This is a genomic window from Hymenobacter sp. YIM 151858-1 (genome assembly GCF_025979705.1).
Taxonomy (GTDB): domain Bacteria; phylum Bacteroidota; class Bacteroidia; order Cytophagales; family Hymenobacteraceae; genus Solirubrum.
The window spans coordinates 3,221,611-3,247,407 of sequence record NZ_CP110136.1 but is presented as its reverse complement, the minus strand read 5'-3'; the positions used below and the strand labels follow the sequence as shown (position 1 = coordinate 3,247,407).

The following is a 25,797-nucleotide window of genomic DNA, read 5'->3' as shown; positions in this document are numbered from 1 at the left end:
ACCGTGCCGGGCCAGCGGTTGAGCTGCCAACCTCGACGGGCGGGCAATTGTTCGACCTGGACCGGCCACAATCGGACCCGTAACGACCTAGGCGAAGACCAAAGATAGCCCTGCCAGCCGGACCGCCGAGGTGCGTTCTGGCTTTTTTGTCTGTTAATTTTTCGCTAAGCGGGCCGGGGTTGTGCTGTTGCCGATTTCCCGTCAAAACCCAAAACAATAGTGGATTTCTATGCTTTAGGCAAAAGTTATCCACATTTGGCGTGTGGACAAAAGAAGTTATCCACTTATTTTGTATCACGTGCTCGCGTTATGCGGTACTGTTGTACCCGCAGCGGAGCTTGTTTTTAAGCCGACTGAAAGAGGATTAGTGAGTTAGGCTTGGTATTGTGAAATGGAACTCGTACTTTTGCCTTCCATTTTCAGAAAACCTGCGGAAAACCGATGTACGCAATCGTAGACATAGCCGGCAAGCAGACCAAGGTCGAAGCCAACAAATTTGTGTACGCCCACAAACTGGCCGGCAACGTCGGCGACGAAGTAGAACTGGGCAACGTACTGCTGACCGACAACAACGGCACGCTGAGTGTAGGCGCCCCCTTCCTGTCGGACGTTAAAGTAAAAGGCACCATCCTCGCACACGTTCGCGGCGACAAGCAGATCGTGTTCAAGAAGAAGCGTCGTAAGGGCTACAAGAAGCTCAATACGCACCGCCAGGACTACACGAAAGTAATGATCAACAGCATCGGCTAAGAAAGCTGTTGGCCGATGGCTTCTGGCCGTTGGCTTGCTTTCCCAACCGGGCTTTTTCTCAGAACCTCAGCTAATAGCCGATAGCTAATAGCTAACAGCTCAAATAAAATGGCTCACAAGAAAGGCGTAGGTAGCTCCAACAACGGCCGCGAATCGCATTCGAAGCGTCTCGGCGTTAAAATTTACGGCGGCCAGCTGGCCATTGCCGGCAACGTAATCGTGCGTCAGCGCGGTACCAAGCACCACCCCGGTCAGAACGTAGGTATTGGCAAAGACCACACCTTGTTCGCTCTGATCGACGGTACGGTTCAGTTCCGCAAAGGCCGCAAAGACCGTTCGTTCGTAACGGTTGTGCCGGCTGCTGAAGAAGTAGCTGCTTAAGTAGCTGCTGCAACTAGCATCAGAAAAGCCCGCCGTTCAGGCGGGCTTTTTGTGTTTGCGGTTGGTGCCACGTTGTGGCTGGTTGTTTGGGCTGAGGATTAACTACAAACGCGCCGCGAAGCCGAAAACCTTTTTCGCCGCGCCCGGTATTACTATCCCTCCTTACGCTAGTTGTGTTCTATGATTACTTCAACGGCTGCAGCAAGTTCTTTCGTGGTTGATGCCGGCGCGCAAGTAAACGGGGCCACCCTAGGCGTGGTGCTGAAAGCGTTTCGCATTCCGCAGCAAGCACAAAACCTGCTAAAAAAGCACGGCCTCCCGGCCAATCCCGACAGAAACGCCTGGTACTCGCTGCAGGCCTGGCTAGACCTGCTGGGCGACCTAGGAGAGGAGTACGGGAGCACAACGCAGTATGCAGCCGGCCTGGAAGTAGTGGAGCAGTGCGTGTGGCCCGCCGGCCTTGGCTCGTTGCCCCAAGCCATTGAAGCCCTGGATGCGGCCCTGCGGTGCAACATTCAGGGTGGCAACATTGGTTATTACCGCAGCACTGTGGCCGGACGACACGAGATAATAGTGGAATGCTTTACCCCGGCCCCGCCCGACTATGAATGCGGCATAATTATGGGGCTGGCACGAAAATTCAAGCCTGCAACGGCCATTCGGGTGTTTGTTACCCGCGAGCAGCCGCGGCAAAGCGACCCAGAAGCCTTGAAACGGTTTAAGGTAAGCTGGCGGTAAACAACCTCAGCGGCGGGCTAATGCCCTGCCCAGCCATCGGTTTCGGTGAGGGCGTGCAGCACCGGGTTGCTGGGGCTGGCATCAAGTTCCAGCGCAGTTACCTGCAGGTTGAGCAGGTACAAACCATCGGGCACCGCATCGGGCACGAAGATTAGCTCGGTGATGGTGGCTTGCCGGCGGGTGTTGGCAGGGTATTGCCAAAAGATGTGGTGCGCGGCGAGCACGCCGTTGTCTAGCTCCCGGTCGACGCTGGGCAGATCGAGCAGTAAGTGTTGGATGCCCTGGTCAACCAAGTATTGCGCCAGCTCGGCCGAGAGGTAAGGCGGGTTTTGGCCCGAGTACTGGCGGCTGCGCTTGCTCTCGTCGTTGGGCAGGGTGCGAATGATGAGGGCCTGGGGCGGCACCGGAGCCGCCTGCAGCAGCGGTTGCACGTCGGATAGCTCCACCACGTGGTCGCCATCCAGGCGGCAGTGCGGCTCCACGGAAATCAGCCACGCTACAAACAGGTATTGGCTTAAGCAGCCCGGCAGCGCTGCCGCATCGGGGCTGATGTGGCCATAACACTCGGTGTGGGTGCCATTGCCGTGGGGTGTTAGGTGCACGCGCTTGTAGTTGGTGCTGCCGCCCTCGGCCACACTGCCTACAAAGTCGCCCACCCGAATGACGTCGATTTGCACCGGTTCGGCCCAAAAGCAGTTAACCTGCTGGGGGCCGGGTGCCAGCGGCAGGGCAATGCTGATGGGCGCCGCAGGGTTGAAACCGAACGAGCGGCCGCCGTACTGGATAGAAGCAGAAAGCATGGCAGTGGCTAGGTATTGACAACGGGCGGCTCGGCAGTAAACTCCGCCGTCAGCTCGTTCAGGATGCGGGCTACCTCGTCGGCGCGGCTGTAAACCATAAAGTGCGTGCCGCCCTCGATGAGGTACTCGACTTTGGCCGGGCCAGCCGGGAATACCCGGTCGCGGGTGCCGCGGATTTGCACGCACGGGCCGATGTCGCGGCTGTCCCAATGCAGCAGGCTGCGGATGGCCCAGCGGGTGTAGCGGGGCTCCTGGTCGCGTAGTACTTCCTTGAACAGCTGGTATTCGGCGCCGCCCCCGATGCCAAAGTACCATTGGCCGGCCCGCGGAAACAGCTTCAGCAACTGCGGCGGTACCCAGTGCTGCACGCCCGTGGCCCGAATGATGCGCAGCAGGGGCGGAAGCTGATCGGCACCGGGAATGCTGGAGATGAGCGCCACAAGCGCCAGAGGGCGCAGCCGGGCCATTTCCAGGGCCACTGTGCCGCCAAACGACACGCCCACCAGCCAGCAGCGCTGATCGAGCGGAATGCCCGAGGCCATGCGCTCGGCGTAGGCGGGCAGGGGCTCGTCGGGGTGGGTGGGCGGCAGCCAGTTCAGTACCGTTACGTGGCCGCGCAGCCTGGGTATCAGCCGCGTAAAAATGCGCTCGTCGGCACCTAGGCCCGGAATGAGGTAGAGAACGGGTGGCAGCGGCGCGGCGGAATCAGGCATCCAAACGGCGGTAAATACCTTCCAGGTAAAACACGTTGTCGGCGGCCGAGCGCTCTTCGCTTTCCTCGTCCTCTTCGTCCTCAAACTCGTCTTCGTCGGCGGGGTACGTGAAGGAAAGCTTCAGGGCAATGTCGGGCAGCACAAAGGGCTCGTGGCCCTCGGCGGTGTACTCGAGCAGGCAGGGGCGCGGGGCCGTAGCCAGGGCATCGGCTACGTCTTCCTGCAGCTCGCCGGAGCGCACGCCGGCCTGGCGCAGCAGCAAATCGAGCTGCGCAAACGGCAGCCCTAGGTGAAAAAAGTACGTCTGGCCATCGAACACGGTGGTGGCCCACAGCGTCACGTCGTCGGAGTTGTCGAAAACAATGGCGCGCACTTGTACTTCCTCCACAAAGAAATCAGCACCGTATTCGACGGCGTCAATGAGGCGTTGCATGCGGGGAAGCGGGTACGGGGTTGATGGGAGAAGCCAAAATACCCTTGGATTTACGCAAAAGCCGGCTGTTTGCCGAATCAGCAACAAGAAATTTTGCTGGGCCAATAGGCTTATTGCTGAGCTTCAGGCAGTAGCGCCGCCGGCCCTTGCGGAGCGCTCGGCGGGTACAACGCAAGCCTAGGTGGCTGCTGGCTATACCGCCCCGGGAGCTTCCAGGAACAGCTCAAGGGTAATCTGATCGGCGAGGAGCTTGCCGCGGTCGGTAAGGCGCAGGGTTTCGTGGCTGATGGTGGCCCAGCCATCGTGCTGCAGCTGCTGCAGGTAAGCGGCGCGCTCGGTGGCCAGATCGACGCCTAGGTGCCCGCGCAGGTACGCCAGGTTGCAGCCCTGGGCGGTGCGCAGGCTCGTCATGAGGTACTCGTTGGCGCGGTCGGTGGCCGAAAGCTGCTCGACGGTAGCGGGTACCGTGTGGTGCTCCAGTATCTGCTGCACGTATTGGGTGTTGCTCGGCACGGTGTACTGCCGGCTGCGCCCATTGAAAGAGTGGGCGCTGGGGCCCAGCCCCAGGTACGGCACGCCCTGCCAGTAGCTGGAGTTGTGGCGCGAGTAGCCGCCGGGCTGCGCAAAGTTGCTGATTTCGTACTGCTCGTAGCCGGCTTCGCGGGTGGCGGTCAGCAGCATTTCGAACTCCTGCGCTACAAACTCCTCGGGCGCGCCGCGGAAGGTGCCTTTCTTCAGCCGACGGCCAAACACGGTTTGCGGCTCGATGGTGAGGGCGTAGCAGGAGAGGTGCGGCACACCCAGGGCCACGGCCTGCCCTAGGTCGTGCTGCCAGATGCGGTGGTCGGGGGCCGGCACGCCGTAAATCAGGTCGATGCTGATGTTGCTCAGGCCCGCATCTTGGGCGAGCTGCACCGAGCGGCGCGACTCCTCGGCCGAGTGGGCGCGGTTCATGAGGCGCAAGTGCGGCTCGTGGAAGCTCTGCAGCCCAATGCTGAGCCGGTTGACGGGCGAGGCCGCCAACTCGCGCAGCTTCTGGGCGCTGAGGTCGTCGGGGTTGGCTTCGAGGGTTATTTCGGCGTCGGCGGCTACGTCGAAGTATTTGTAAATAGCTTCGAAGAGCGTGAGTAGCTCGGCCTCGGTAAGCAATGAGGGCGTGCCCCCGCCGAAGTAAACGGTGCTGAGGCCGGCGCTGCCCAGGTAATCGTGGCGGAGCTCCAGCTCGCGCACCAAAGCCTGCACTACTTGCGCTTTCCGGCCCAGCGAGGTGCTGAAGTGGAAGTCGCAGTAGTGGCAGGCCTGCTTGCAGAACGGGATGTGAAGGTAGAGTCCGGCCACGGAGAAAAGGATGTGCTAAGATTGTGCAACAGTAGCGCGAACTTTGGAGTTCGTGCCTTGCCGGGCTGCCTGCCGCGGTGCTGCCAATGCCTGCCTGGGAGTGTTTGCCTAGGTGGATGGCGGGCCCACGGCTTCGGCAGGAAATGAAAACGGCCGCTACTGCGTTTGAGCCTGCAAATGTATACCAGCTTCGTGCGCTTCTGGCTGTTGGCAAGCCTGCTCCTGCTAGGGGTGGTAGCAAGCGCGTGGGCACAAACCACCTCGCCGGTATCGGCCCCTAACCTGCCCGCCACCCAGGCGCCGCCCTTGCCGCCGCGGCCAACTTTGCCCGACTCGGCCGCGCAGGCCAAGCGCCGCGTGGCACCCGCCCGGCCCAAATACCTGCGCCTCCAAACCGAAGCCGCCGACCAAGCCGTGCTGCGCCGCTACCGGGTGCGCACCACAGCCGCCGACACCCTGGAAGCCATGCGCAGCGTGCGCGAGTTGCTGCTGGCCATGCAGGCCGATGCTTACCTCACGGCCTCGGCCGATACCATGCACTGGCACGGCGACACCTTGGCCGTGCGCCTGTACGTAGGCGAGCAGTTTCGGTGGGCGCGGCTGCAGCGCGGCAACCTCACCGAGGATGTGCTGACCCATACCGGCTTCCGGGAGCGGTTGTACCTAGGGCAACCGTTGGTGCCGACCGAGCTGGCCCGCCTGCAGCAGCGCGTGCTCGAAAACACCGAGAACGAGGGGTTTCCGTTTGCGCAAGTGCGCTTGGATTCGGTGCAGCTCGATGGCTCCGACATCACGGGGCGGCTGCTGTTGGACCGGGGCCCGTTGGTGGAGTTTGATTCCCTGCAAATCATCGGCAACACCAAAACGCGCAAGCGCTTTCTGAGCAAGTACCTGCAGATTTTGCCGGGCCAGCCCTACAGCCAGCAGCGGGTAGATGCCGCCGCCCGCCTGTTGCGCCAATTGCCCTACGTGCAGCTGAAAGCCGAGCCCGAGGTGCGCTTTGCCCGCGGCCGGGCCCGCGTGTACCTGCTCCTCGACGACCGCAACGCCAACCAGTTCGATGCCATTGTGGGGGTGCTGCCCAACCCCAACCCCACGGCCGAGCAGCGGCGCGTGCAGCTTACCGGCGACGTTACCCTGAACCTGCGCAACCTAGGCGGCGGCGGCAAGCAGCTGGGCTTGCAGTGGCGCAAAATCGGAGCGGCCTCGCAGCTGCTCGATGTGGGGTACCAGCACCCCAGCTTCTTCGGCTCGCCCCTGGATGTGGCCGCCAGCTTCACCCTGTTCAAGCAAGATAGCACCTTCCTGACGCTGCGGCCGCGCCTGCAGGTGGGCTACCCGGCGGCCAAGGCCGGGCGCTTTAGCGTGTTTGTGGAGCAGCGCAATTCGCGCCTTTACCCGCGCCGCAACCTGCCCACGTTGCAAGCCCTCCCCGAAAACATCGACTCGCGCTACACCGCCTACGGCCTCGATTTCAGCCGCTCCACGCTCGATGATTTGCTTTTTCCGCGGCAAGGTTTGCTCCTGGCTGGGCAGGCAGCCGTGGGCAACAAAATCATCAGCCGCAACGCCTATGTCAACCCCGAGCTGTACCAAGGGCTGCCGTTGCGTACCACCCAGGTAAGCCTGAGCGGCCGGGCCGAGTACTACCTGCGCGTGGGGCAGCAGGGCGTGCTGCTAGGCCGGGTGCGCGGCGAGGTCCTGCTAAACCGCCGCCTGTTTCTCAACGATTTGTTTCGCCTGGGTGGCCTGGCCACGCTGCGCGGCTTCAACGAGCTGCAGTTTTTTGCTGCCCAGTACGGCATTGGTACCGTGGAGCTGCGGCAGTTTACCGGCCCCGATGCCTACGTGTTTCTGTTTGCCGACCAGGCCTACCTGCGCCGCGACCTGCCCGGCGACCTAGGCGAGGACGCGCCCACCGGCCTGGGAGCGGGCCTGAGCTTCCGGACCGGGGCGGGCTTGTTTCAGTTCGTGTACTCGGTGGGGCGCAGCAACAGCCAGCGCTTCTCCTTGGGTGCTTCCAAAATACACTTCGGCATTACCAGCCGCTTCTAAAGCCGCACGGTGGCCGTGTCTTCGGGCGCAATACTGGTATCGGAGTCGGCCTCGGGGTTGGTGCTGTTGGTGGTAGTGGGCGACTCGGTGGAGATTTGGTCCATGTCGCGTTGCTGACTGTCGCAGGCCAGCAAGGAAAAGGCAAGCAGCAAGCCAGCCGAGGAGTAGACAACAAAGCGTTTCATCCGCTGAAGGGTAACGTGTCTTCAGCCTTACGCAGAAAGCCATAACCCGGCCGCCCCAATCGGTACTTTGGTTGGGGCAGTAGGGCAAGCTTTCAACTGGCGCAAAAGCAATGGGTAATAATTCGGTAAAATATTTTATCGCTGATTTTCAGGCACAAATGCTTTTATGGCCGGTAATTCTGAGCCCCTATGCTGCAAATCCGAAAAAGGCTACTACTTTTGCATCACCAAACAGTGCGGGGTGGAGCAGTTGGTAGCTCGTTGGGCTCATAACCCAAAGGTCACAGGTTCGAGTCCTGTCCCCGCTACCTAAAAGGCCGTTTCTTCAACAGAAACGGCCTTTTTCTTTTTACCCCGTTTCTGTAGTGGCGCGGAGTAGCTTAGGTGCCGGAAGAAGTTTGTTCTGGGCCTAGGTGGTGAGTGGTGGTAAAAACAACCGCCTCTCGCTTGGCGCGGAGAGGCGGTTGAACCATAGCAAACTTATTGTTGGCCGGTGCGGCCTAGCTCCTCGAGCTGCGTAGCCGGGCGGCGCGGTGTTGGCTGGTTACCGTTGCGGAAGCGGTAGCGCAGCGTCAGGCGCAGGCCCCGGGCACCGGCGTATTGGTCGATGGTGTTGACGTTGCCATTCAGGTTGGCCGTGGCGCGCAGGCGGCGCGTTCGGAACAGGTCGGTAGCACTCAGGCTCACGTCCAGCTTATCGTGGCAAAAGGCGCGCTTCAGGCCGGCATCTACCCACCAGTTGGTTTGGAAGCGGTACAGGCCGTACACCATTGGTCCCTGATAACCGGCGTTCATCTCCAGGCGCACTTGGCGGGGCAGCTGCACCGAGTGCGTAGATTGGGCCTGCAGCAGCACTTGCTGGTTTCGCAGCAGCTCGCTGCCAGCGGGTAAGGTGTAGCGCTGGTAGGCCAGGGTAGCGGTGTTGTTCATCTGCCAATTGGCCGATACCCGCACTGGCACCAGCAGCGTGGCGCTGAGGTTGCGGAAGCGCTTCAGGTTTTGCTGCTGAAAGACAGTGGTTTTGTCGGCGGCCCGCTGCTCGGGTACTTCGCCGATGAAGCCGTTGGTGGTAGCGTAAGCCAGCACCAGGTTGTATTGCTGTTTCAGCGTCTGGCTCAGCTCAAAGGAGTTGGTGTATTGCGGTTTGAGGTAGGGGTTGCCCTGAATCCAGGAGTACGGATCGAGGTAGAAGATGAACGGGTTCAGCGCTTCGTACTGCGGCCGATCGAGGCGGCGGTTGTAGCTGTAGCCAATCTGGTAATCGGCATTCACCGTCTGCAGCACCGATACGCTTGGAAACAGCCCTAGGTAGTTGCGGCGGAACGTTTGGGCCAGCGTGAGCGAGTGGCCGTTGGTCAGTGTCTGTTCGGCGCGCAGGCCGCCCTGCACCTTCCATTTATCTCCGAAGCTGGTGGCTAGGTTTGCATAGCCGGCGTACACCGTTTCCTGGTAGATGAAGTGGTTGCTGCGGTTGGCATCGAGCAAGGCGGCGCCGCTGGTTTCGTCGAAGAAGCGCACTTCGCTACCCGATTTCACGTGGCTGACCTTGGCGCCCAGCTCCAGCTTGGTAAGCTTGTTCAGTGGTTGGCTGAAATCCAGCTTGGCCGCGTAAATGTCGTAGTCGGTGGGGTTTTGGCTGGTGAGCAGGGTGGCCACATCGGCGCGGCTGCTGCTTAGGCTGTCGTAGCGGTTGCGGAAAGTAGAGGCCTCGCGGCTGTGTAGGCGGGCGTAGTCCAGGTCAGCTGAGAGCATGGTGCCGGCGGTATCGAGCTGGCCAGCATAGTGCAGGTTAAGGGTGCCGTTAGTGCCCTGGCCTTTCTCCCGGTTGTCAGCCCCGATGAAGAGGTCGTTTTTTGGGCTGCCGTCGCGCAGCAGCGAGGTAGTAACAAAGCCGTTGTTGGTGCGGCGGTGCGTCAGGTTCAGGGTGGCGCCTAGGGTGTGGCGGGGACTCAGGGCGTAATCGGCGCCTAGGCGCAGGGCCGGTACGTCGCGGGTGCCTTCTTCGCGGCCTTGCTGGTCGAAGGTGCTAGTGCCCGTCTCGCCGCGGAACTCACGGTGCATGTCGAGGGTGCGGTAACGGGGGCGGCGAGCCAGGTCGAGGGCCACGTTGGTGTTCCAGCGGCCGTGGCGGTATCCTAGGTCGGTGCCGGCGCTGTAGCCGTGCAGGCTGTTGTGCTGATAGCCGGCGTAGGCGCTGCCGCTCAGGCCCGTCTGCTGGTATTTCTTCAGGTTGATGTTGATGACGCCGGCCGAACCCGCCGCGTCGTACTTGGCCGAGCCGCTGGTGCTGATTTCCAGGTCGCGGATATTCTCGGCGCTCATGCTTTGCAGCAGGTTCTGGAGCTCTTTGCCCGTGAGGTAGGAACGCTTGCCGTCGATCAGGACTTGCACGCCGGCCTTGCCGTTGAGCTGCAGGTTGCCGTCCTGATCCAGGGCCACGCCGGGCGAGCGGCTCAGCACATCCAGCGCGGTGCTGCCGCCATTCAGGGCCGAGCCGGCCACGTTCACCACCAGTTTATTGGCCTCTTTCACCACGGTAGGGCGCATGGCTTGCACTTTCACCTCCTGCAGCAGCTGGGCATCGGTGGGAAGCACCAACCGGCTGAAGTCTTTGCTGAAGCCGGGGCTGCTTACCTCGAAGGCAGGCGTTTGGAGTGGCGCGTAGCCCAGCATGCTCAGCTTTAGCACGTAGCTGCCGGGGGCATGAACCGGTAGGACGAAGTGGCCCTCGGCATCGGCAGCTATGCCCGTAACCAGAGTGGTAGTGGCGGCATTCAGTAGCACCACGTTAGCAAAACTCACAGCTTCGCCTTTCTGGTCGACCACGGTGCCAATGAGGCTACCGCTAGCTTGGGCTAGGCCGGGCTGCGCGTGGGTGAGTAAGCTCAGGCAGAGCAGCAGCCCAAGCAGGTAGTGCGGAAGGGTAGCGGTTGGTTTCATGGCTGGGGTGAGGCTTAGGCGTTGAGAATTGGGCATCAGTTGATTGATGACCAAAGGTGCTGCGCGCCTTCGCCAGCCGGAATCGAATTCCCATGAGTCAGGAAGCCTAGGCCATGAACCGGGATATCAGCCCAATGAAATGGACGCTACCATGCGTCGAATCGGGCTCAAACGGTGCTCTATCTGCCCTGCCTCAGTAATGCGTTGGTACAAAAGCCGTCGGCCGCGCCATTTGCCCAAACGGGGGCAGCGGCGCGGCCGGTAATGAGGGTTGTGAGTTGCTAGGTAAGCCTTATCAAAAGGTTTTCGCGTCCATGAGCACGTATTGCTGAGCGCGTTCGAAGCATCTCTGCCGCTTCGTTGGGTTTACAACCTCACGTCAGCATGCAAGATGTCTCGTTTGGGCTCGAGATGACAGGCGAGTGAAGTTCAGGCAAACTGGTAGAGATGCTTCGACAAGCTCAGCATGACGGCCTTTTTACTTACTGGCCGCACGCCTTGGCTCAACAGATTCGCTTCTCACACAATCACGAATCCAGCCACTGCTTGAAGCTAGCGGCGCGGGTGCTGCTGATGAAGATGCCCTCGGCGGGGGCGGGGTTTAGCTGCAGAAAGAGGCGACCTTTCAGATATGGCTTTACCTCGCTCACGGCGTTGATGTGCACGATGTACTGGCGGTTGGCCCGGAAGAACTGCTGCGGATCGAGCTGCTCTTCGAGCTGGTCGAGAGTGAAGTTCACGATGAAGCGCTTCTTCTCGTGCGTCACCAAAAACACCACCGCGTCTTCGGCCTGGAAATAAGCAATGTCGTGCAGCGGCACCACCTTAATGCTTTGCCCGTTCTTCACCAGAAAACGGGCCCGGTACTGCCGCTGCGGCGCCTGAAACGACTGCAGCAAGCTTTGCAGGTTGCCCAGTCCATCGGCCAGGTAGTGCTTGCGCGACTCCTCGTACTTGCGTAGGGCCTGTGCTACGTCGGGCAGCTGCACCGGCTTGAGCAAGTAATCTACGCTGTTGACCTTGAAGGCCTCAATGGCGTACTGGTTGTAAGCTGTGGTGAAGATGACCGGGCACTTCACTTCTACCTGCCTGAATATCTCGAAGCTGCTGCCGTCGGAGAGGTGAATGTCGCAGAAGATGACGTCGGGCGCCTGATGCGCGGCCAGCCACTCCACCGATTCCTCCACCGAGCCCAACATAGCCAAAACCTGCGCATCGGGCCGCGCCTGTTGGATGAGGTTCGCCAGGATGTCGGCCGCGAACTGCTCGTCTTCAATAATCAACGTCCTCATATTCACCTAGGGGTAGCAGGGGCAGGGTAACACGGAAGGTTTCGGCGGTTTGTTCGATATGCACGGGCTGCGGGCTCAGGTGGCGGTAGCGGTCCACGATGTTGCGCAGGCCTATCTTGGTAGACGTCTCCGGCGTGGTACGCGGCTGCAGGTTGTTCTCCACCACCACGGCGCCGTCTTCGGCGAAGATGCGCACCTGCAGCGGCTTTTTGTTGGTGGAGCCATTGTGCTTGATGGCGTTTTCGATGAGCATTTGCAACGAAGCCGGCGGCAGGCCCTGCTGCTGCACGTGCGGGGACAGGTTGATAGAGAACTGCAGGTTGTTGCCGAAGCGTGTTTGCATCAGAAACACGTAAGCTTGCACCAGCGCCAGCTCCTCTTGCAAGCTTACTACTGGGCGGCCGCTGTTGTCGAGGGTGAGGCGGTACACGGTGGAGAGCTGCTCCAGAAAGCGCGAGGCCAGCTGCGGGTCCTTGTGGATAAGCGAATTCAGCACGTTCAGGCTGTTGAACAGAAAGTGCGGGTCTACCTGGTTTTTGAGCAGCTCCAGTTGCGCCCGGAAGTTTTCTTTCTGTAGCTGCTCGGCGCGCAGCTGTGCCTGCCGCAGCCGCGCCCGGCTCCGCTCCCGCTCCACGAAGTAGTAGGAGAACAGCGAAATCATGCTGCTCACGATAAACGCCATGCGCACCCGCACCGGTAGCAGCTGCACGTTTACCCAGTCGGCTTTGATGATGATGAGGTAGGGTAGGTAAATCGTCAGGAAGCACACGACCAGGTTGGCCCCGAACACCACCAGTCCCTCTACCGCCGACTTCTGCACGGAGGTAAGCCGCGGTATTTGGCGTGCTTCAAACAGTACGGCTATCTGCTGATTAACCCAGAAGTTGGCCAGCAGGTAGCCAAACAGCATTGGCAGCTCGAGCAGCACCCCGCTATCGAATACCCAGATGGTGCCCTGGTAGATGAAAACGAAGGTGTAGTAAAAGGCCACCGCCGTAACGGCAGCCCGAACTATGGTTTGCAAGGTGGGCGAGGCGGCCATAAACTCAGGAAAGACTGCAAGCAGCTAGGTGCATAGGTAGCAAAAGTGTAGCGATGCTTGGAATGCAGCAACCTGATGATGACCGAAACAGGATAGATAAAGGATGAACCAGGAAATAATACCCGCGAAAAAGTAACGCGGCTATTATGGGCCAGCAGCACGCTAGTACTACTTCGTGGCAAGGGAACGGCGGATACAGCAAACCTCCTGAGTGCGCGCCTTAGCACCTGCACTCAGGAGGTTTGTGTAGCTAGCCAGCCAAAGCGCGAGCCTCTGCATAGGGGTAGGACTTTTCTGTTTGTCAGGTAGTCAACGCAGCACTCTGGGTTTGATAAACGCTGGGTAAAGTTTGAGCAGCTCAATCAAAGATCAGTGTACAGACACGATAACGGCTGTTAAGCGCATAAAGCTCGAAAGTGTTTCTGGAAATAAATTCACTTGATAAACACAGTAATTTACTGTTAATCAAAGGTTAATTACTGTTTTGTGTTCTTGTGCTAACATCTGAATAAAGTAATCCGTGTCCGGCTGCGTCGTACCTTTACGGCATTAGTTGGATAGATATGAAGTATCGGTACGCTTGGACTTGGCTGGTTGTAATGCTGATCAGTGCAAGCTCCGCGTTTGCACAGCGAATTGTATTTACCGGGAAAATCACCGAGGCGGCCACCGGGCAGCCGGTGCCGTTTGCCTCGGTGTATGTTAAGGGTACCACCTTCGGCACTACCGCCGACGACGAAGGCCGCTACGAGCTAAAAGTGCTGCAGCCGGTCGATTCGGTTACGGCTTCGGCCGTGGGCTTTAGGCCGCGCAGCAAGGCCGTAGGCAAGGAGCCCGCCCAAACCGTGAACATCGGCCTGCCCTCGGCGGCTATTGCCCTAGGTGAGGTAACCATTCGGCCCACCGAGAACCCGGCCTACGCCATTCTGCGCCGGGTGCAGCAGCACAAAAAGCAGAACGACAAAAAGGAGCTGGCAGCGTTTGAGTTCGACAGCTACAACCGCACCGAGGTGTCGTTGTCCGACATCACCGACCGCTTGGCGCGCCGCAAGGTGATTCGTGACATGACGGCCGTGGCCAACGGCGTAGGCGAGCTGGCGCGCAACGCCGCGGGCAAGCCCACGGTGCCGGTGTTTGCCTCGGAGGTGATGTCGCGCTACTACGTGCGGCACCGCCCCAACCGCGAGCGGGAAGAAATCAAGCACACCAAGCTGCACGGCGTAGCGCCCAAGGATGGCACGCTGCTCTCGCAGGTGCTGGGCTCGTCGTTTCAGGACTACGACTTTTACCCCAACTGGCAGGTGGTGATGGGCAAGGACTTCATCTCGCCCATTGCCGATGGCTGGCGCATCACCTACGATTACGACCTGGAGGACTCGGTGATGATCGGGCAGGACCGCTGCTACCAGCTGAAGGTGTTTCCGCGCCGCCCGCAGGATTTGGCTTTCACGGGCCGCATCTGGATTACCACCGACTCCTACGCCCTGCGCCGCGTGGACCTGGAGGTGGACCCCAAGGCCAACATCAACTTCGTCGACCAGATTCGGGTGTACCAGGACCTGGCGCCCACCGCGGCCGGGCCGTGGCTGCCGCAGCGCACGCGCGTGGTGGTGGGCCTGAAACCGACCAAAAAGCAAACCGGCTTGCTGGTGCGCTTTACCACCGTCAACCGCAACTTTGAGGCAGGCCGCCCGCACGAGCTGCCTTTTTACGACCAGCCGTTTGCCGCCGCACCCGAAGCCCTGAAAACGCCCGTCGGCTTTTGGGAGCAGCACCGGCCCGATACCCTGTCGGGGCAAGAGCAGCGCACCCTCGCGGTGCTCGATTCGGTAGGCAAGCTGCCTTCGGTGCGCACCTTCCTGGAGGTGGCCGATTTGGTGGTGAATGGCTACAAAGAGCTGGGCCCGCGCGGCCGCTTCGAGCTGGGCCCCATCTTCAGCTCCTACAACTACAACAACGTGGAGGGCCACCGCCTGCGCCTGGGTTTTAGGAGCACGCCCGAGCTGAACCCCAACTGGCTGCTGCAGGGCTACCTGGCCTACGGCACCCGCGACGGGCAGCTGAAATACGGCCTCGCGGCCGACCGCATCCTGAACCGCCAGAACTGGACGCTCTTCAGCATGCGCCACAGCCACGACGTGGACCTGGTGGCCCTGCTCGATAACGACCTGGCCCTGGAAAGCCCCTTGTTTGAGGCCGCTGCGCGGTTCGGCAACATCCGGCCCGGGTTGCCGGTGTGGCGCGACATGACCAGCGTAACGGCCCAAACCGACCTGTTCCACAACTTCACCCAAAAGGTGACGCTGCGCCACCAACGCTTCGATCCGCTGTACAACTTTGCGTACTACACCAGCCCCGACCACGGCCCCAACGCCCCCACGGCCCGGCAGTACGCCTTATCGGAGGTAGTGTTTGAGTCGCGCTACGCCCCCGACGAGGTGCTGATTCAGAACCAGAACCGCCGCTACTCCGTGGGGCTGATGAAGTGGCCGGTATTTATGTTCCGCTACACCCTGGGCCTGCCCGATGTTCTGGGCAGCGACTTTAAGTACCACAAGTTCAACTTCACGATGACGCACAGCGTGCAGCTGGGCCAGCTGGGCCGCACCGAGTACATCGTGGATGCGGGCTACATCCCGAGCACGGTGCCGTACCCGGTGCTCAAGTCGCACCTGGGCAACGAGTCGTTCATCTATACCTCCAACGCCTACAACCTGATGCGCTACTTCGAGTTCGTGAGCGACCGGTACGCCTCCGTGCACGCCGAGCACTACTTCGAAGGGCTGCTGATCAACGCGGTGCCGCTGCTCAAGCGGCTCGATTGGCGCCTGCTGGCCTCGGGCAATGTGCTGTACGGCGGCGTAAGCCAGGCCAACCGCAATGCCACGCCCGCCATCGATGCGAGCGGGGCCCCGCTGCCCTCGTTCCGGCCCCTGGGTAGCACGCCCTACCTGGAGGTGGGCTACGGCGTGGAGAATATCTTCAAGTTTTTGCGGGTCGATTTTCTGCACCGCCTCACGTACCGCGACTTGCCCGGTGCCCGCGACTTCGGCGTGAAGCTTTGCGCGCAGTTTAAGCTGTAGGCCAGTTAAAAGTTGGTGCAAACCCAAACACGTAGCCCCGGCGCAGGTTGTAGAGCTGCTGCCGGGGCTACGTGTTTGGGCCCTAGGTGCTGCCATGCGTGTGCCGCAGCGTTGCCTACCATAATGATGTGATATATGCTTGGTATTGAGCGGCAATAGGTTACGTTTGTGCCAACGGCTGCTTGCGTGGCCGCTACTCCGCTCTCACTGCCCTACCTATTGCTATGGAAACCACTTTTGCGCCGGCCGTGCCGGCCGGCTGGGCCGCGCTGCTCGCCGAAACCGACGCCCTGCACCTGTTCCGCCACTGGCTCGACGAAGCCCCGCTCGACGGCCCCGTGCCCATGACACTCTCGACGGTGCGGCCCGATGGCTACCCCGCGGCCCGCGTAGTGTACCTGCACGGCGTGCCCACCGACAAAACCGGCTTCCGGTTTTTCACCAGCCTCAGCAGCCCCAAAGCGCAGGAGCTCGAAGCCAACCCCCACGCGGCGCTTACCTTTTACTGGGCCGGGCTCGATAGGCAGGTGCGCGTAGAGGGCATCGTGCACCCGCTGCCGCCCGACGATGCCACGGCCGCTTTCGCCAAACGACCTAGGGCCAGCCAGCTGGGCGTGTGGGCCTCGCCGCAAAGCCAGGTGCTCAGCAGCCCCGAGGAGCTGGCCGAGCGCCTGCACGAGGCCACCGAGCAGTTTGCCGACCAAAAAGCCGTGCCGCGCCCGCCGCAATGGGGCGGCTATGCCGTTCACCCCACCACCATTGAGTTTTGGGCCGCTAACCCCGGCGACCTGCCCAGCCGCATGCGCTTCGAGCGTACGCCCACGGGCTGGCAGCAAGTGTGCCTGGCGCCCTAGGTGGGGTAGCCGCGGCGTGGGCGAAGGCAACCCCGGCGGGCCGCAGCGGGTACACCTAGGCCACGCACCCTCGCCAAAGCGGGTGCCGCACCGGCCCATGAGCAATCGACACACTTACGACCTAGGCGTAATCGGCAACTGCGCCTACCTGGCACTTATTCATCAGGATACCAGCCTGCAGTGGCTGTGCTGGCCCCGTTTCGACAGCGGCTTTGTATTCGGCAGCCTGCTCGATCGGCAGCAGGGCGGCGAGTTTACCCTGCAGCCATCCGAGGGCGAGTTTCGCACCCATCAGTATTACCTCGATAACACCAACGTGCTGTGCACCGAGGTAGAGTCGGGGCAGGGGCGCTACCGCGTTACCGATTTCGCGCCCCGCTTTCAGCAGTACGAGCGGTACTACAAGCCCCTGATGCTGATCCGGAAGCTCGAACCCCTGGCCGGTACACCGCGCGTGCGGGCCGTGTGCCGCCCCGTGGGCGACTACGGCCGGCAGGTGCTCAGCCCGCGGCGCTCCTCCAACCACATCAGCTACCTGGGCTTGTCGGAGGAGCTGCGCCTTACCTCCAACGTGCCGCTTAGCTACATCCTCGACGAGGAAGACTTTGCCCTCACCGAAACCAAGTACCTGGTGCTTACCTACGGCGCGCCGCTGGAGGCCGCTTTGGAAAGCACCTGCGAGCGGTTTCTGCGCGACACCACGCAGTACTGGCGGCAATGGGTGAAAAGCACCAGCATCAGCAACTTTTACCAGCCGCAGGTGATTCGCTCGGGCCTGGTGCTGAAGCTGCATCAGTACGAGGATACCGGCGCCATCATTGCGGCCACCACCACCTCGCTGCCCGAGGCACCGGGCTCCACGCGCAACTGGGACTACCGCTACTGCTGGATGCGCGACACGTACTACATCCTCACGGCCTTCAACAACATCGGGCACTTCGAGGAGATGGAGCAGTACTTCCACTTCATCGCCAACATCTCGACGAAGGTGCGCGACAAGTACCAGCCGCTCTACTCCATCAGCGGCAACTCCGAGCTCATTGAGCAGGAGCTTTCGCACCTGGCCGGCTACCTGGGCAACCAGCCGGTGCGCATCGGCAACGATGCCTACACGCACATCCAGAACGACGTGTACGGGCAGGTGCTGGTGGCTTTGCTGCCGCTCTACGTCGACCGCCGCTTTGCCACCAAAGAGCGTGTGCACTCCGAAAAGCTGATGTACGATGCCCTGTCGTTTATCGAGCGCACCATGGAGCAGCCCGATGCGGGCCTGTGGGAGTTCCGCAACCTGGCGCAGTTTCATTGCTACACCTACCTGTTTCATTGGGCCGGCGCTCATGCCGCCCGCAAGGTGGCCAGCAACCTAGGCAACGCCGATATGGCCGCCCAGGCCGAACGCCTGATGCACCAGGCCGGGCAAAAAATCGAGGCCTGCTTTCAGCCCGCGCGGCAAGTGTACACCAATGCCATCGGCTCGCCCCACCTCGATGCCAGCACCCTGCAGCTCATCATGATGGGCTACCTGCGGCCCGACTCGGAGGTGGCGCGTACGCACCTGGCCGCGCTGGAGCAGGAGCTGAAAACGCCCGAAGGCCTGTTTTACCGCTACCGCCACGCCGACGACTTCGGCACGCCCGAAACCACGTTCCTCATCTGCTCTTTCTGGTACATCGAAGCCCTGGCCTGCGTCGGCCGCCTCGACGATGCCATCCGCGAGTTCGAGAAGCTGCTCGGCTACACCAACCACCTAGGGCTGCTGTCGGAAGACGTGGACGCCCGCACCGGCTCGCAGTGGGGCAACTTCCCGCAGGCCTACAGCCACGTGGGCCTGGTAAACGCCGCCTACCGCATTTCCAAAAAGCTCGACATGCCCAACTTTTTGTAGGAGCAGAAACTGTTCCCTTGGCTGTCATTGCGAGGACGAAGGACGAAGCAATCGGTCCTGGGCTGGGTACGACCGTTCAGCTAGCACTAACCGCAAACCTAGGAGCGCACAAAACCGCACCGCCCGAACCCTGGCAGCAGGATTTGGGCGGTGCGGTATTCGGTTGGTGCCAGCTGAACGGTGGTGCCACGAGAGGAAAGATTGCTTCGCTTTGCTCGCAATGACAGCCGTGGGGGTGGGCGGTGCTGCGTTAACGGTCGTGCCCTGCCCAGGACCGATTGCTTCGCTTGGCTCGCAATGACAGCCGGGGGCAGCGGTTGTGCTACTCTGCCAACTGCCACAACACTTGGCGTACCTGCTCGGGGCTGTCGAGGTGGTAGCGGGCCAGCGACCTAGGGCGGGCGCCTACTTTCACGGTGTACGCCTCGGGCGGCATGGCCCGGAACGTGTCTTCGTCGGTGCGGTCGTCGCCCATGGCCAGGATGAAGTCGGGGCTGAATTGGCGTACCCAGTGGGCGGCGGCCACGCCTTTGTCAATACCGGCGTTCTTGACCTCGACCACCTTGTTGCCCTCCATGATGTGCAAGCCGCTGCCGCTGCCGATAAAGTTGAGGTGCGCGGCCAGCTCGCGGGCACGCATGGCGCCTAGGTCCGGATCGACGCGGCGGTAGTGCCACACCAGCGAGTACTCTTTCTCTTCGATAAAAGCCCCGGCCGTACGGCTCACGTGCAGCTCCAGAATGGGCCGGATGTCGCGCTTCCAGTCGTTGCGCAGGGCCTGAATCATGTGCCAGTCGCCTTCGCGCTCCTTTAGCCAAACGCCGTGTTCCGTGATAAAATCGAGCGGCAAATCGCCCAGCCAACCGGTAAGCGTGGCCCGGTCGCGGCCCGAAATGATAACCACGCGGTTGCGCTCGTTGGCGGTAAGCGCCTGCAGGAGGCGGCGCAGCTCGGCATCGGGGCGCACGTGCTGCGGGTTGGTCTGAAAGGGCATTAGCGTGCCGTCGTAATCGAGCAGCAGCAGGCGGTTTTGGGCGCTCTTAAACTGCTCCGTCATCAGCAGCTGCGCCGGTTCGTCGAGGGTATCGGTGTTCAGGATTTGCTGCTTGATTTTGCTGTAAGCCAGGCGGTTCATAAACAGCTCCACCCAGGCGTGCACGTTGTAGCGCTTTACAATGGCCTGCAAGCTGGCCATGCGGTGTTGCTGCTCGTCGAGAGGCATGGTCAGGGCCTGGTAAATGGCATCGGCCACCTGCTCCATGTCAGTCGGGTTGATGATGACTGCGTCGGATAACTCCCGCGCAGCCCCCGCCCGTTCGCTCAGCACCAGCACGCCCCGTTGGTCGAGGCGGCTGGCAATAAACTCCTTGGCCACCAGGTTCATGCCATCGCGCATCGGCGATACCAGCGCCACGTCGGCAATGCGGTACAGGGCGCTCAGCTCCTCGAGCGGGTAGGAGCGGTAGAAGTACTGAATCGGCGACCAGCTGATGGTGCGGTAGTCGCCGTTGATGCGGCCCACCAGCTCGTCAATTTCCTCTTTCAGCTCTTTGTATTGCTGCACTTGGTCGCGCGAGGGCACCACCAGCATCAGCAGCGTTACTTTGTTGTGCAGCTCGGGGTGGCGCTGCAGCAGCAGCTCAAAAGCCCGCAGGCGCTGGGCAATGCCTTTGGTGTAGTCCAAGCGGTCGATGCTGAGCACCACTTGCTGATCGGCCAGGGCCTGCCGGTATTCGGCTTCGAGGCTTTGGGCTTCGGCCGAGGCTGCTACCTCGGCGTACTTGTCGTAGTCGATGCCCATCGGAAAGGCGTCTACCATCACGGTCCGGTTGCCCGACTCTACCAAGCCGTTCTGGTTGGGGCAGCCCAGCAGGCGCTCCACCGAGCTCAGAAAATGGCGCATGTAGCCGTAGGTATGAAAGCCGATGAGGTCGGCTCCGAGCATACCTTCGAGCAGCTGCCGCCGCCACGGCACCGCCCTAAACAACTCGTACGACGGGAACGGAATGTGCAAAAAGAACCCAATGGTAGCATTGGGCAAGGCCTGGCGCAACATGCCCGGCAGCAGCAGCAGCTGGTAATCCTGAATCCAGATGGTGTCGTCGGGGCCGGCCTGGGCTACCACGGCTTCGCAGAACTTGCGGTTCACGGCCTCGTAAGCCTGCCAGTACGTGGGCTCGAAAACGGCGTATTGCGCAAAGTAGTGGAAGGTGGGCCACAGGGTTTCGTTGCTAAAGCCTTCGTAGTAGTCCCGGATTTCGTCTTCGGTCAGGAACACCGGCGCCATGCTGTCGGCCCGCAACTCCTCGGTCACGTGGTGTTCTTCGTCCTCGCTGTCGAGGTATAAGCCGGGCCAACCCACCCACACGTTGCCGTCTTGCTGGTAAACCGAGCCCAGGCCGGTAGCCAGGCCGCCTTCGCTGGGCGAAAAGGAGAGGCTGCCGTCGTCGGCGCGTTTTACTTTAGTAGGAAGCCGGTTAGAGACAATAATGGTACGAGACATACGTCGGAGCAGAGCGTTTCTGCTAGTTCACTACGAACAGCGCCCAGTTTAGGGCGTGTTATTAAATGATTATTCGAACAGGGGAGGGGGGAAGGTGCGGCAAGCAGCACCCGGCACGCGGGCCGCGGCGGCGGTGCCCTAGGTATGGGCACAAAAAGAGGCAGGCCGCTCATCGTTACATGCACCCTCACAAGGAAAGCGCATGCTAGTTGCCGCATTTGATGAGCAGCCTGCCACTTTCTTTAACGGCGGGGTTTGCCGCCGGGCTGCCCAACAAATACCTATTTCAGCTGGTGGCGAATACGGGTTTTGCCTTAGCGTACCCCGCAGCGGTACTCCGTAACCGACTTAAATACCTCGCCCGGCCGCAACACCGTGCTAGGGAAGGTGGGCTGATTGGGCGAATCGGGGAAGTGCTGGGTTTCGAGGCAGAAGCCGCCGTGCTTGGGGTAGGGGCGGCCCTGCTTGCCGGTGAGCGTACCAGCCAAAAAGTTGCCGGCGTAAAATTGAAGGCCGGGCTGATCGGTACGTACCTCCAGCGTGCGGCCCGAGGTGGGCTCGTACACTTCGGCCACCGTCCGCAGGCCTTTGCCGCGCAGCTCCCAGTTGTGGTCGTAGCCGCCGGGCACTTGCGCTATCCGCTCGCCGATGGGGTGGGCTTGCGTGAAGTCGAAGGGTGTGCCGGCCACCGGGCGCAGCTCCCCGGTCGGGATTAAGGTATCGTCGACCACGGTGTAGCGGTCGGCGTGCAGCGTCAGCTCGTGGCCCAAGGTATCGGGCGTGGCGCCGGCCCCTAGGTTGAAGTAGCTGTGGTTGGTGAGGTTGATGGGCGTGGCGCGGTCGGTGGTGGCGGTGTAGTCGATGCGCAGCGCGTTATCGGCAGTAAGGCCGTAGAGCACCGTTACGGTGAGGTTGCCGGGGTAGCCCTCCTCGCCATCGGGGCTGATGTAGGTAAGCCGCAGTACGGGCCCTAGGTCTACAAGCATTTCGGCTTCCCAGAGCTGCTGGTTGAAGCCGTGCAGCCCGCCGTGCAAGTGGTTCGGGCCGTTGTTGGTAGCCAAGGTGTAGGGCTGCCCCTCGAGGGCAAAGCGGCCTTCCCGGATGCGGTTGCCGAAGCGGCCAATCAGTCCGCCGAAGTAGGGGTTGGCGGTAGCGTAAGCGTCGCTGAGGTAACCGTCGAGGCTATCGAAACCCAACACGATGTCGCCGGGCTGGCCTTGCCGATCGGGGGCGAAAAAGTGCGTTACAATGCCGCCGTAGTTGGTGATGCGCACCTGCAGGCCGGAGCTGCCGGTAAGTGTGAACAGCTGGGCGCTTTGGCCGTTGGGCAACTGACCAAACGGGGCCGAGGTAATCGAGGGTTGTGCCATATCCGATGCAAAGAGGCCGGGCCGCTTTGTACGGGCAACAGCGTGCTGCGTTGGCCCTGAAAACACCACGCCCCGGCCGCAGAGGCAGCCGGGGCGTGGTATAACGCAAGGTAAAATGCCTTACCGCTGGTTGCGCAGCTTGAAGTGCGAGAACGTAGCGGTTTGGCCCTCTTCGCCCTGGGCAATAAGGCCCACGCGCACGCCCCGGTCCCAGGGCGGCAGGTACGTGCCGTTGATGGCAAAGCCATCGGTGCGGATCGGCTCCCAGTTCAGGCCACCGTCGAGGGTGTAGGCAAAGCGGTAGCGGCTGCCGCCCCAGCACTCGAGGCGCAAACCTAGGGTGCTGCAGGGCTCGAGCAGTACCTCGGTGAGGCGCTGCTTCTTGCCCATCTTCACGTGCCAGAGTTGCAGCATGTTGTCGCCGGCCACAAGCGCCAGCGCGTTGTACGGGTCGCCCACGGCACCCAGGCCGGCAAACGTGCCTTCGCCCATGGCGGTGGTATCAACCTGTACGCTGGCGGTGTATGTTGCCGAGTAGGTGCGCTGCGCTACAATCGAACCCAGGCGGGCCGGGCTGGCCCCTAGGTGCAGCTGGGCATCGGCTACCTCAATAGGGGGCTGCTGCGTTACCGGCCACTGCCAGGTAAGGGCAAGGGCGTCGCCGGCAAAGTTGTCGGTCACGTTCATCAGCGTCACATCGGCCAGCGGAGCAGCTTGTGGGCTGTTGTTCACGAACTCGGGCCAGCCGTGCTCGTTCCAGGTAAACTCGCTGAGCAAGCCTTGGCGGCCCACAAACTCGTGGCTGTTTACGTGGTAGGCGTGGTGCAGCAAAAACCAGCGGCCGTCTTTCTCGGTCACGGTGCCGTGGCCGGGGCACTTCCACACCTCGTTGTCGGTCAGGATGGGGTTGCGGTCGTACTTCTCCCACGGGCCGAGCAGGTTACGCGAGCGGGCCACGCCCTCGGCGTAGGTGCAGTACTTACCGCAGCACGCGTTGGCGGCGTAAAACATATAGAAGTAGCCGTTGTGGCGCACCAGCGCCGAGCCTTCTACCAGGTTGCCCTCCCAAGGCGTGTCGTTGCGGAACAGCTCGTGGCGCTTACCTACCAGCTTCATCGTTGCTTCGTCGATGCGCTGCGCCCAAATGGGCGTGGGCTTGCCAATGCTGTTGCCGTCGTTCTTCCAAACCAAGTGCAGCACCCCGTTTTCGTCGCGCACCGGAAAACCATCAATCGAGCCGGCGGCCTCGCCTACCAGCGGACCGTGGTCGGTGTAGGGGCCCTCGGGACGGTCGGCGCTAGCCACGGCTACGCATAGCACGCCGCCGCGCTTGCGGGCGGTGTAGTACATGTACACCTTGCCGCCTTCGTAAAACAGCTCAGGCGCCCAAAACTGCGAGTCGCACCAAGCCGGCAAGCGGCCCGGAAAAACGTGGCTTACCAGCTCCCAGTTCACCAGGTCGTCGGACTTGAACAGCGGGAACACGGCGCCCCACTCAGCCGAGGTGGCGCTGGCCCAGTAAGTATCGCCAATCTTGGTAATCGTCGGGTCCGGAAAATCTCCTGGCAGCACCAGGCGGTCATAGCCGGTTAGGGCCGGCGCTACGGGAGCCGGTGCGTCGGCCCCGGAGTACATTACTTCCGGGCGGTCAACGAGCAAATCGGCGTCCGGCATCGGGGTGTAAGCCCCGGGTTCCAATTCGAAAGACAAAGCAGGAGAAGTTTAAAAAGAAAGAAATCAGGCCAACCCGACCAGCCGCTCCAACCCGCTGCCCGACGCGTATAGCCAAATACACCAAGACACCGAAGGCAAAACGCGGGCCAGAATCAGCTGAAAACTTTGGTACTTAAACGAGAAGTTTTATTCATGCCTTTTAGCGCTGCTCGGGCCCCAAAAGCCCTGCTGCAGCAATGGAAACGCCGAACGTGGTGGCTAATCCAAGCGTTCGGCGTTTTCAACTTTTCGAAGTTAGCCAACTCTTCATTGCTGAACCACTATGCTTGCAATTTTTTTGCTGAACACGACTTTGTCTCGGTTCAATAGGGCGAATCGGCCGGTTAAACATTTATGATTCGTGAGTTTGCCTGATGCAGGCTTAAGGCTGCTTCGGGGCGGCGGTAGCGTCGGCAATTGGCCGGATGTTCGGCCATGCCCCCGGATTATTCGTAGTTCTAGGCCGGCTGCTGCCGGTAACCATACCCCCGTTGCTATGCTTGCCCAAACCGTTGCTTCTGCCTTCCAACGCCATTTTGGCTACGCCGCCCCGCTCTTGGTACGCGCTCCTGGCCGCGTCAACCTCATCGGCGAACATACCGACTACAACAATGGCTTTGTGCTGCCGGCCGCCGTCGATAAGGCCATTTACTACGCCGTGGGGCTCAGCAGCACCGCCGAGATACGCCTGGTAGCGCACGACCTGAACGACTGCTTTACCATTGCCCTCGATCAGGTGCACCGCACCGATACGCCTTGGGCGAACTATCTCCTAGGTGTGGTGGCGCAATTGCAGAAACGGGGGCTTACCCTTACCGGCTTCGATTGCGTGTTTGGCGGTACCATTCCTATCGGAGCTGGCATGTCGTCGTCGGCCGCGGTGGAGTGCGGCTTGGCTTTCGCGCTCAACCAGCTGCTCGCGGCCAACATCGATAAAATGGAGCTGGCGCACATTGCCCAAAAAGCCGAGCACGAGTACGCGTTGGTGCAGTGCGGCCTTATGGATCAGTTTGCCAGCCTGTTCGGCAAGCCCGAGCACGTGGTGCGCCTCGATTGCCGCTCGCTCGAGTACGCCTACTTTCCTTTCGATACCCAAGCCTGCCGCATTGTGCTCTGCAACTCAGGCGTGAAGCACAGCCTCGCCAGCTCTGAGTACAACACGCGCCGGCAGGAGTGCGAACGGGGAGTATCGGTACTGCGCCAGTACTACCCCGAGGTGCAAAGCCTGCGCGATGCCACCCTCGACCACCTGGCCGCCCACCGCGACGAAATGGGCACGGTGGTGTACCGCCGTTGCGCTTATGTAGTGCAGGAAAACCAGCGCGTCGAAGCTGCCTGCCGCCACTTGGAGGCCCACGACCTAGGGGCCTTCGGCAAGGAAATGTACGCCTCGCACGCCGGCCTGCGCGACGATTACGAGGTGAGCTGCCCGGAGCTCGACGTGTTGGTAGAGGCTGCCAGCAAAGTGCCCGGCGTGTACGGCTCGCGCATGATGGGCGGCGGGTTCGGGGGCTGCACCATCAACTTGGTAGCGCCCGATCAGGTCGAAAACTTCATCCGGCAAGTAGGCGCCGCCTACGAGCAACACTTCCGCCGGCCGCTCGAAACTTACCAAACCACGATTGTAGGCGGCGTAGAGGCGCTAACCGAAGCGGTGCCGACCGGCGGCAACTAGCGCCCTAGGTACCGGCTTCGGGCAAGGGGCTTGCCAGCGCCCTGCTC

19 protein-coding genes and 1 tRNA gene are annotated in these 25,797 nt (G+C 61.3%); 9 read left to right on the top strand and 11 right to left on the bottom strand.

The window, feature by feature from the left end; translation table 11 throughout:
* Nucleotides 1–441 precede the first annotated feature (441 nt).
* The 3 genes from rplU (at nt 442) to OIS50_RS14315 (ending at nt 1,869) form a co-directional block, all read left to right on the top strand.
* Nucleotides 442–750, top strand: coding sequence for a 50S ribosomal protein L21 (gene rplU / locus OIS50_RS14325; protein ID WP_059071525.1), 309 nt, complete (start codon nt 442–444; stop codon nt 748–750).
* 108 nt (nt 751–858) lie between these two features.
* On the top strand, nt 859–1,131 hold the full coding sequence (gene rpmA / locus OIS50_RS14320; RefSeq protein WP_059071524.1) for a 50S ribosomal protein L27: 273 nt from the start codon (nt 859–861) through the stop codon (nt 1,129–1,131).
* Between the two features lie 180 nt (nt 1,132–1,311).
* Entirely contained in the window at nt 1,312–1,869 is a 558-nt protein-coding gene (locus OIS50_RS14315) for a hypothetical protein (RefSeq protein ID WP_264691316.1), read from the top strand.
* 17 nt (nt 1,870–1,886) lie between these two features.
* Here the strand turns inward: OIS50_RS14315 and OIS50_RS14310 are convergent, their stop codons facing one another.
* The 4 genes from OIS50_RS14310 to hemW form a co-directional block, all read right to left on the bottom strand.
* Nucleotides 1,887–2,669 carry a cyclase family protein gene (locus OIS50_RS14310; protein ID WP_264691315.1) on the bottom strand — a complete coding sequence of 261 codons (783 nt, stop codon included), beginning with the start codon at nt 2,667–2,669 and terminating at the stop codon, nt 1,887–1,889.
* 8 nt (nt 2,670–2,677) lie between these two features.
* Nucleotides 2,678–3,382 (bottom strand): alpha/beta fold hydrolase, encoded by a 705-nt coding sequence (locus OIS50_RS14305; RefSeq protein ID WP_264691314.1) that lies wholly within the window; start codon nt 3,380–3,382, stop codon nt 2,678–2,680.
* Entirely contained in the window at nt 3,375–3,815 is a 441-nt protein-coding gene (locus OIS50_RS14300) for a hypothetical protein (protein WP_264691313.1), read from the bottom strand. The genes OIS50_RS14305 and OIS50_RS14300 overlap by 8 nt, the downstream gene beginning before the upstream one ends.
* A gap of 192 nt (nt 3,816–4,007) precedes the next feature.
* Nucleotides 4,008–5,153, bottom strand: a complete 1,146-nt coding sequence (gene hemW / locus OIS50_RS14295) for a radical SAM family heme chaperone HemW (RefSeq protein ID WP_264691312.1) — start codon at nt 5,151–5,153, stop codon at nt 4,008–4,010.
* A gap of 177 nt (nt 5,154–5,330) precedes the next feature.
* Here hemW and OIS50_RS14290 point away from each other — a divergent pair, with 177 nt between their 5' ends.
* Entirely contained in the window at nt 5,331–7,208 is a 1,878-nt protein-coding gene (locus OIS50_RS14290; RefSeq protein ID WP_264691311.1) for a BamA/TamA family outer membrane protein, read from the top strand.
* Here the strand turns inward: OIS50_RS14290 and OIS50_RS14285 are convergent.
* Nucleotides 7,205–7,393, bottom strand: coding sequence for a hypothetical protein (locus OIS50_RS14285; RefSeq protein WP_264691310.1), 189 nt, complete (start codon nt 7,391–7,393; stop codon nt 7,205–7,207). The two genes, OIS50_RS14290 and OIS50_RS14285, sit on opposite strands and share 4 nt — an antisense overlap.
* A 235-nt stretch (nt 7,394–7,628) precedes the next feature.
* On the opposite strand from OIS50_RS14285, the gene OIS50_RS14280 reads away from it, so the two are divergent.
* A tRNA-Met gene (locus OIS50_RS14280) sits at nt 7,629–7,701 on the top strand.
* A 172-nt stretch (nt 7,702–7,873) separates the two neighbouring features.
* Here the strand turns inward: OIS50_RS14280 and OIS50_RS14275 are convergent.
* From OIS50_RS14275 to OIS50_RS14265, 3 genes are all read right to left on the bottom strand, one after another.
* On the bottom strand, nt 7,874–10,333 hold the full coding sequence (locus tag OIS50_RS14275; protein ID WP_264691309.1) for a TonB-dependent receptor: 2,460 nt from the start codon (nt 10,331–10,333) through the stop codon (nt 7,874–7,876).
* Nucleotides 10,334–10,860: 527 nt separating this feature from the next.
* Nucleotides 10,861–11,625: a LytR/AlgR family response regulator transcription factor gene (locus OIS50_RS14270; RefSeq protein ID WP_264691308.1), complete on the bottom strand. Its 765-nt coding sequence runs from the start codon at nt 11,623–11,625 to the stop codon at nt 10,861–10,863.
* Nucleotides 11,606–12,667 (bottom strand): sensor histidine kinase, encoded by a 1,062-nt coding sequence (locus OIS50_RS14265; protein ID WP_264691307.1) that lies wholly within the window; start codon nt 12,665–12,667, stop codon nt 11,606–11,608. Before OIS50_RS14265 ends, OIS50_RS14270 begins: the two co-directional genes overlap by 20 nt.
* A 563-nt stretch (nt 12,668–13,230) precedes the next feature.
* On the opposite strand from OIS50_RS14265, the gene OIS50_RS14260 reads away from it, so the two are divergent.
* The 3 genes from OIS50_RS14260 to OIS50_RS14250 all read left to right on the top strand — a co-directional run bounded on the left by OIS50_RS14260 (nt 13,231) and on the right by OIS50_RS14250 (nt 18,489).
* On the top strand, nt 13,231–15,750 hold the full coding sequence (locus tag OIS50_RS14260; RefSeq protein ID WP_319805297.1) for a DUF5686 and carboxypeptidase-like regulatory domain-containing protein: 2,520 nt from the start codon (nt 13,231–13,233) through the stop codon (nt 15,748–15,750).
* A 224-nt stretch (nt 15,751–15,974) separates the two neighbouring features.
* Nucleotides 15,975–16,604 (top strand): pyridoxamine 5'-phosphate oxidase, encoded by a 630-nt coding sequence (gene pdxH, locus OIS50_RS14255; RefSeq protein WP_264691305.1) that lies wholly within the window; start codon nt 15,975–15,977, stop codon nt 16,602–16,604.
* 97 nt (nt 16,605–16,701) lie between these two features.
* Entirely contained in the window at nt 16,702–18,489 is a 1,788-nt protein-coding gene (locus OIS50_RS14250; protein WP_264691304.1) for a glycoside hydrolase family 15 protein, read from the top strand.
* 322 nt (nt 18,490–18,811) lie between these two features.
* Here OIS50_RS14250 and OIS50_RS14245 read toward each other — a convergent pair whose 3' ends face one another.
* The 3 genes from OIS50_RS14245 to OIS50_RS14235 form a co-directional block, all read right to left on the bottom strand.
* Nucleotides 18,812–20,992: a bifunctional alpha,alpha-trehalose-phosphate synthase (UDP-forming)/trehalose-phosphatase gene (locus tag OIS50_RS14245; RefSeq protein WP_264691303.1), complete on the bottom strand. Its 2,181-nt coding sequence runs from the start codon at nt 20,990–20,992 to the stop codon at nt 18,812–18,814.
* Nucleotides 20,993–21,306: 314 nt separating this feature from the next.
* Nucleotides 21,307–22,362: an aldose epimerase family protein gene (locus OIS50_RS14240; RefSeq protein WP_264691302.1), complete on the bottom strand. Its 1,056-nt coding sequence runs from the start codon at nt 22,360–22,362 to the stop codon at nt 21,307–21,309.
* A gap of 120 nt (nt 22,363–22,482) precedes the next feature.
* Nucleotides 22,483–24,072 carry a family 43 glycosylhydrolase gene (locus tag OIS50_RS14235; RefSeq protein ID WP_264691301.1) on the bottom strand — a complete coding sequence of 530 codons (1,590 nt, stop codon included), beginning with the start codon at nt 24,070–24,072 and terminating at the stop codon, nt 22,483–22,485.
* A gap of 499 nt (nt 24,073–24,571) precedes the next feature.
* Between OIS50_RS14235 and galK the strand changes: the two genes are divergently transcribed.
* Nucleotides 24,572–25,750 (top strand): galactokinase, encoded by a 1,179-nt coding sequence (galK, locus tag OIS50_RS14230; protein WP_264691300.1) that lies wholly within the window; start codon nt 24,572–24,574, stop codon nt 25,748–25,750.
* Nucleotides 25,751–25,797: the final 47 nt, after the last annotated feature.

Bases quoted from the DNA above. Each gene is read 5' to 3' on its own strand.
- rplU (WP_059071525.1), top strand. From the start codon at position 442: ATGTACGCAATCGTAGACATAGCCGGCAAGCAGACCAAGGTCGAAGCC.
- rpmA (WP_059071524.1), top strand. From the start codon at position 859: ATGGCTCACAAGAAAGGCGTAGGTAGCTCCAACAACGGCCGCGAATCG.
- OIS50_RS14315 (WP_264691316.1), top strand. From the start codon at position 1,312: ATGATTACTTCAACGGCTGCAGCAAGTTCTTTCGTGGTTGATGCCGGC.
- OIS50_RS14310 (WP_264691315.1), bottom strand. From the start codon at position 2,669: ATGCTTTCTGCTTCTATCCAGTACGGCGGCCGCTCGTTCGGTTTCAAC.
- OIS50_RS14305 (WP_264691314.1), bottom strand. From the start codon at position 3,382: ATGCCTGATTCCGCCGCGCCGCTGCCACCCGTTCTCTACCTCATTCCG.
- OIS50_RS14300 (WP_264691313.1), bottom strand. From the start codon at position 3,815: ATGCAACGCCTCATTGACGCCGTCGAATACGGTGCTGATTTCTTTGTG.
- OIS50_RS14290 (WP_264691311.1), top strand. From the start codon at position 5,331: ATGTATACCAGCTTCGTGCGCTTCTGGCTGTTGGCAAGCCTGCTCCTG.
- OIS50_RS14285 (WP_264691310.1), bottom strand. From the start codon at position 7,393: ATGAAACGCTTTGTTGTCTACTCCTCGGCTGGCTTGCTGCTTGCCTTT.
- OIS50_RS14275 (WP_264691309.1), bottom strand. From the start codon at position 10,333: ATGAAACCAACCGCTACCCTTCCGCACTACCTGCTTGGGCTGCTGCTC.
- OIS50_RS14270 (WP_264691308.1), bottom strand. From the start codon at position 11,625: ATGAGGACGTTGATTATTGAAGACGAGCAGTTCGCGGCCGACATCCTG.
- OIS50_RS14265 (WP_264691307.1), bottom strand. From the start codon at position 12,667: ATGGCCGCCTCGCCCACCTTGCAAACCATAGTTCGGGCTGCCGTTACG.
- OIS50_RS14260 (WP_319805297.1), top strand. From the start codon at position 13,231: ATGAAGTATCGGTACGCTTGGACTTGGCTGGTTGTAATGCTGATCAGT.
- pdxH (WP_264691305.1), top strand. From the start codon at position 15,975: ATGGAAACCACTTTTGCGCCGGCCGTGCCGGCCGGCTGGGCCGCGCTG.
- OIS50_RS14250 (WP_264691304.1), top strand. From the start codon at position 16,702: ATGAGCAATCGACACACTTACGACCTAGGCGTAATCGGCAACTGCGCC.
- OIS50_RS14245 (WP_264691303.1), bottom strand. From the start codon at position 20,992: ATGTCTCGTACCATTATTGTCTCTAACCGGCTTCCTACTAAAGTAAAA.
- OIS50_RS14240 (WP_264691302.1), bottom strand. From the start codon at position 22,362: ATGGCACAACCCTCGATTACCTCGGCCCCGTTTGGTCAGTTGCCCAAC.
- galK (WP_264691300.1), top strand. From the start codon at position 24,572: ATGCTTGCCCAAACCGTTGCTTCTGCCTTCCAACGCCATTTTGGCTAC.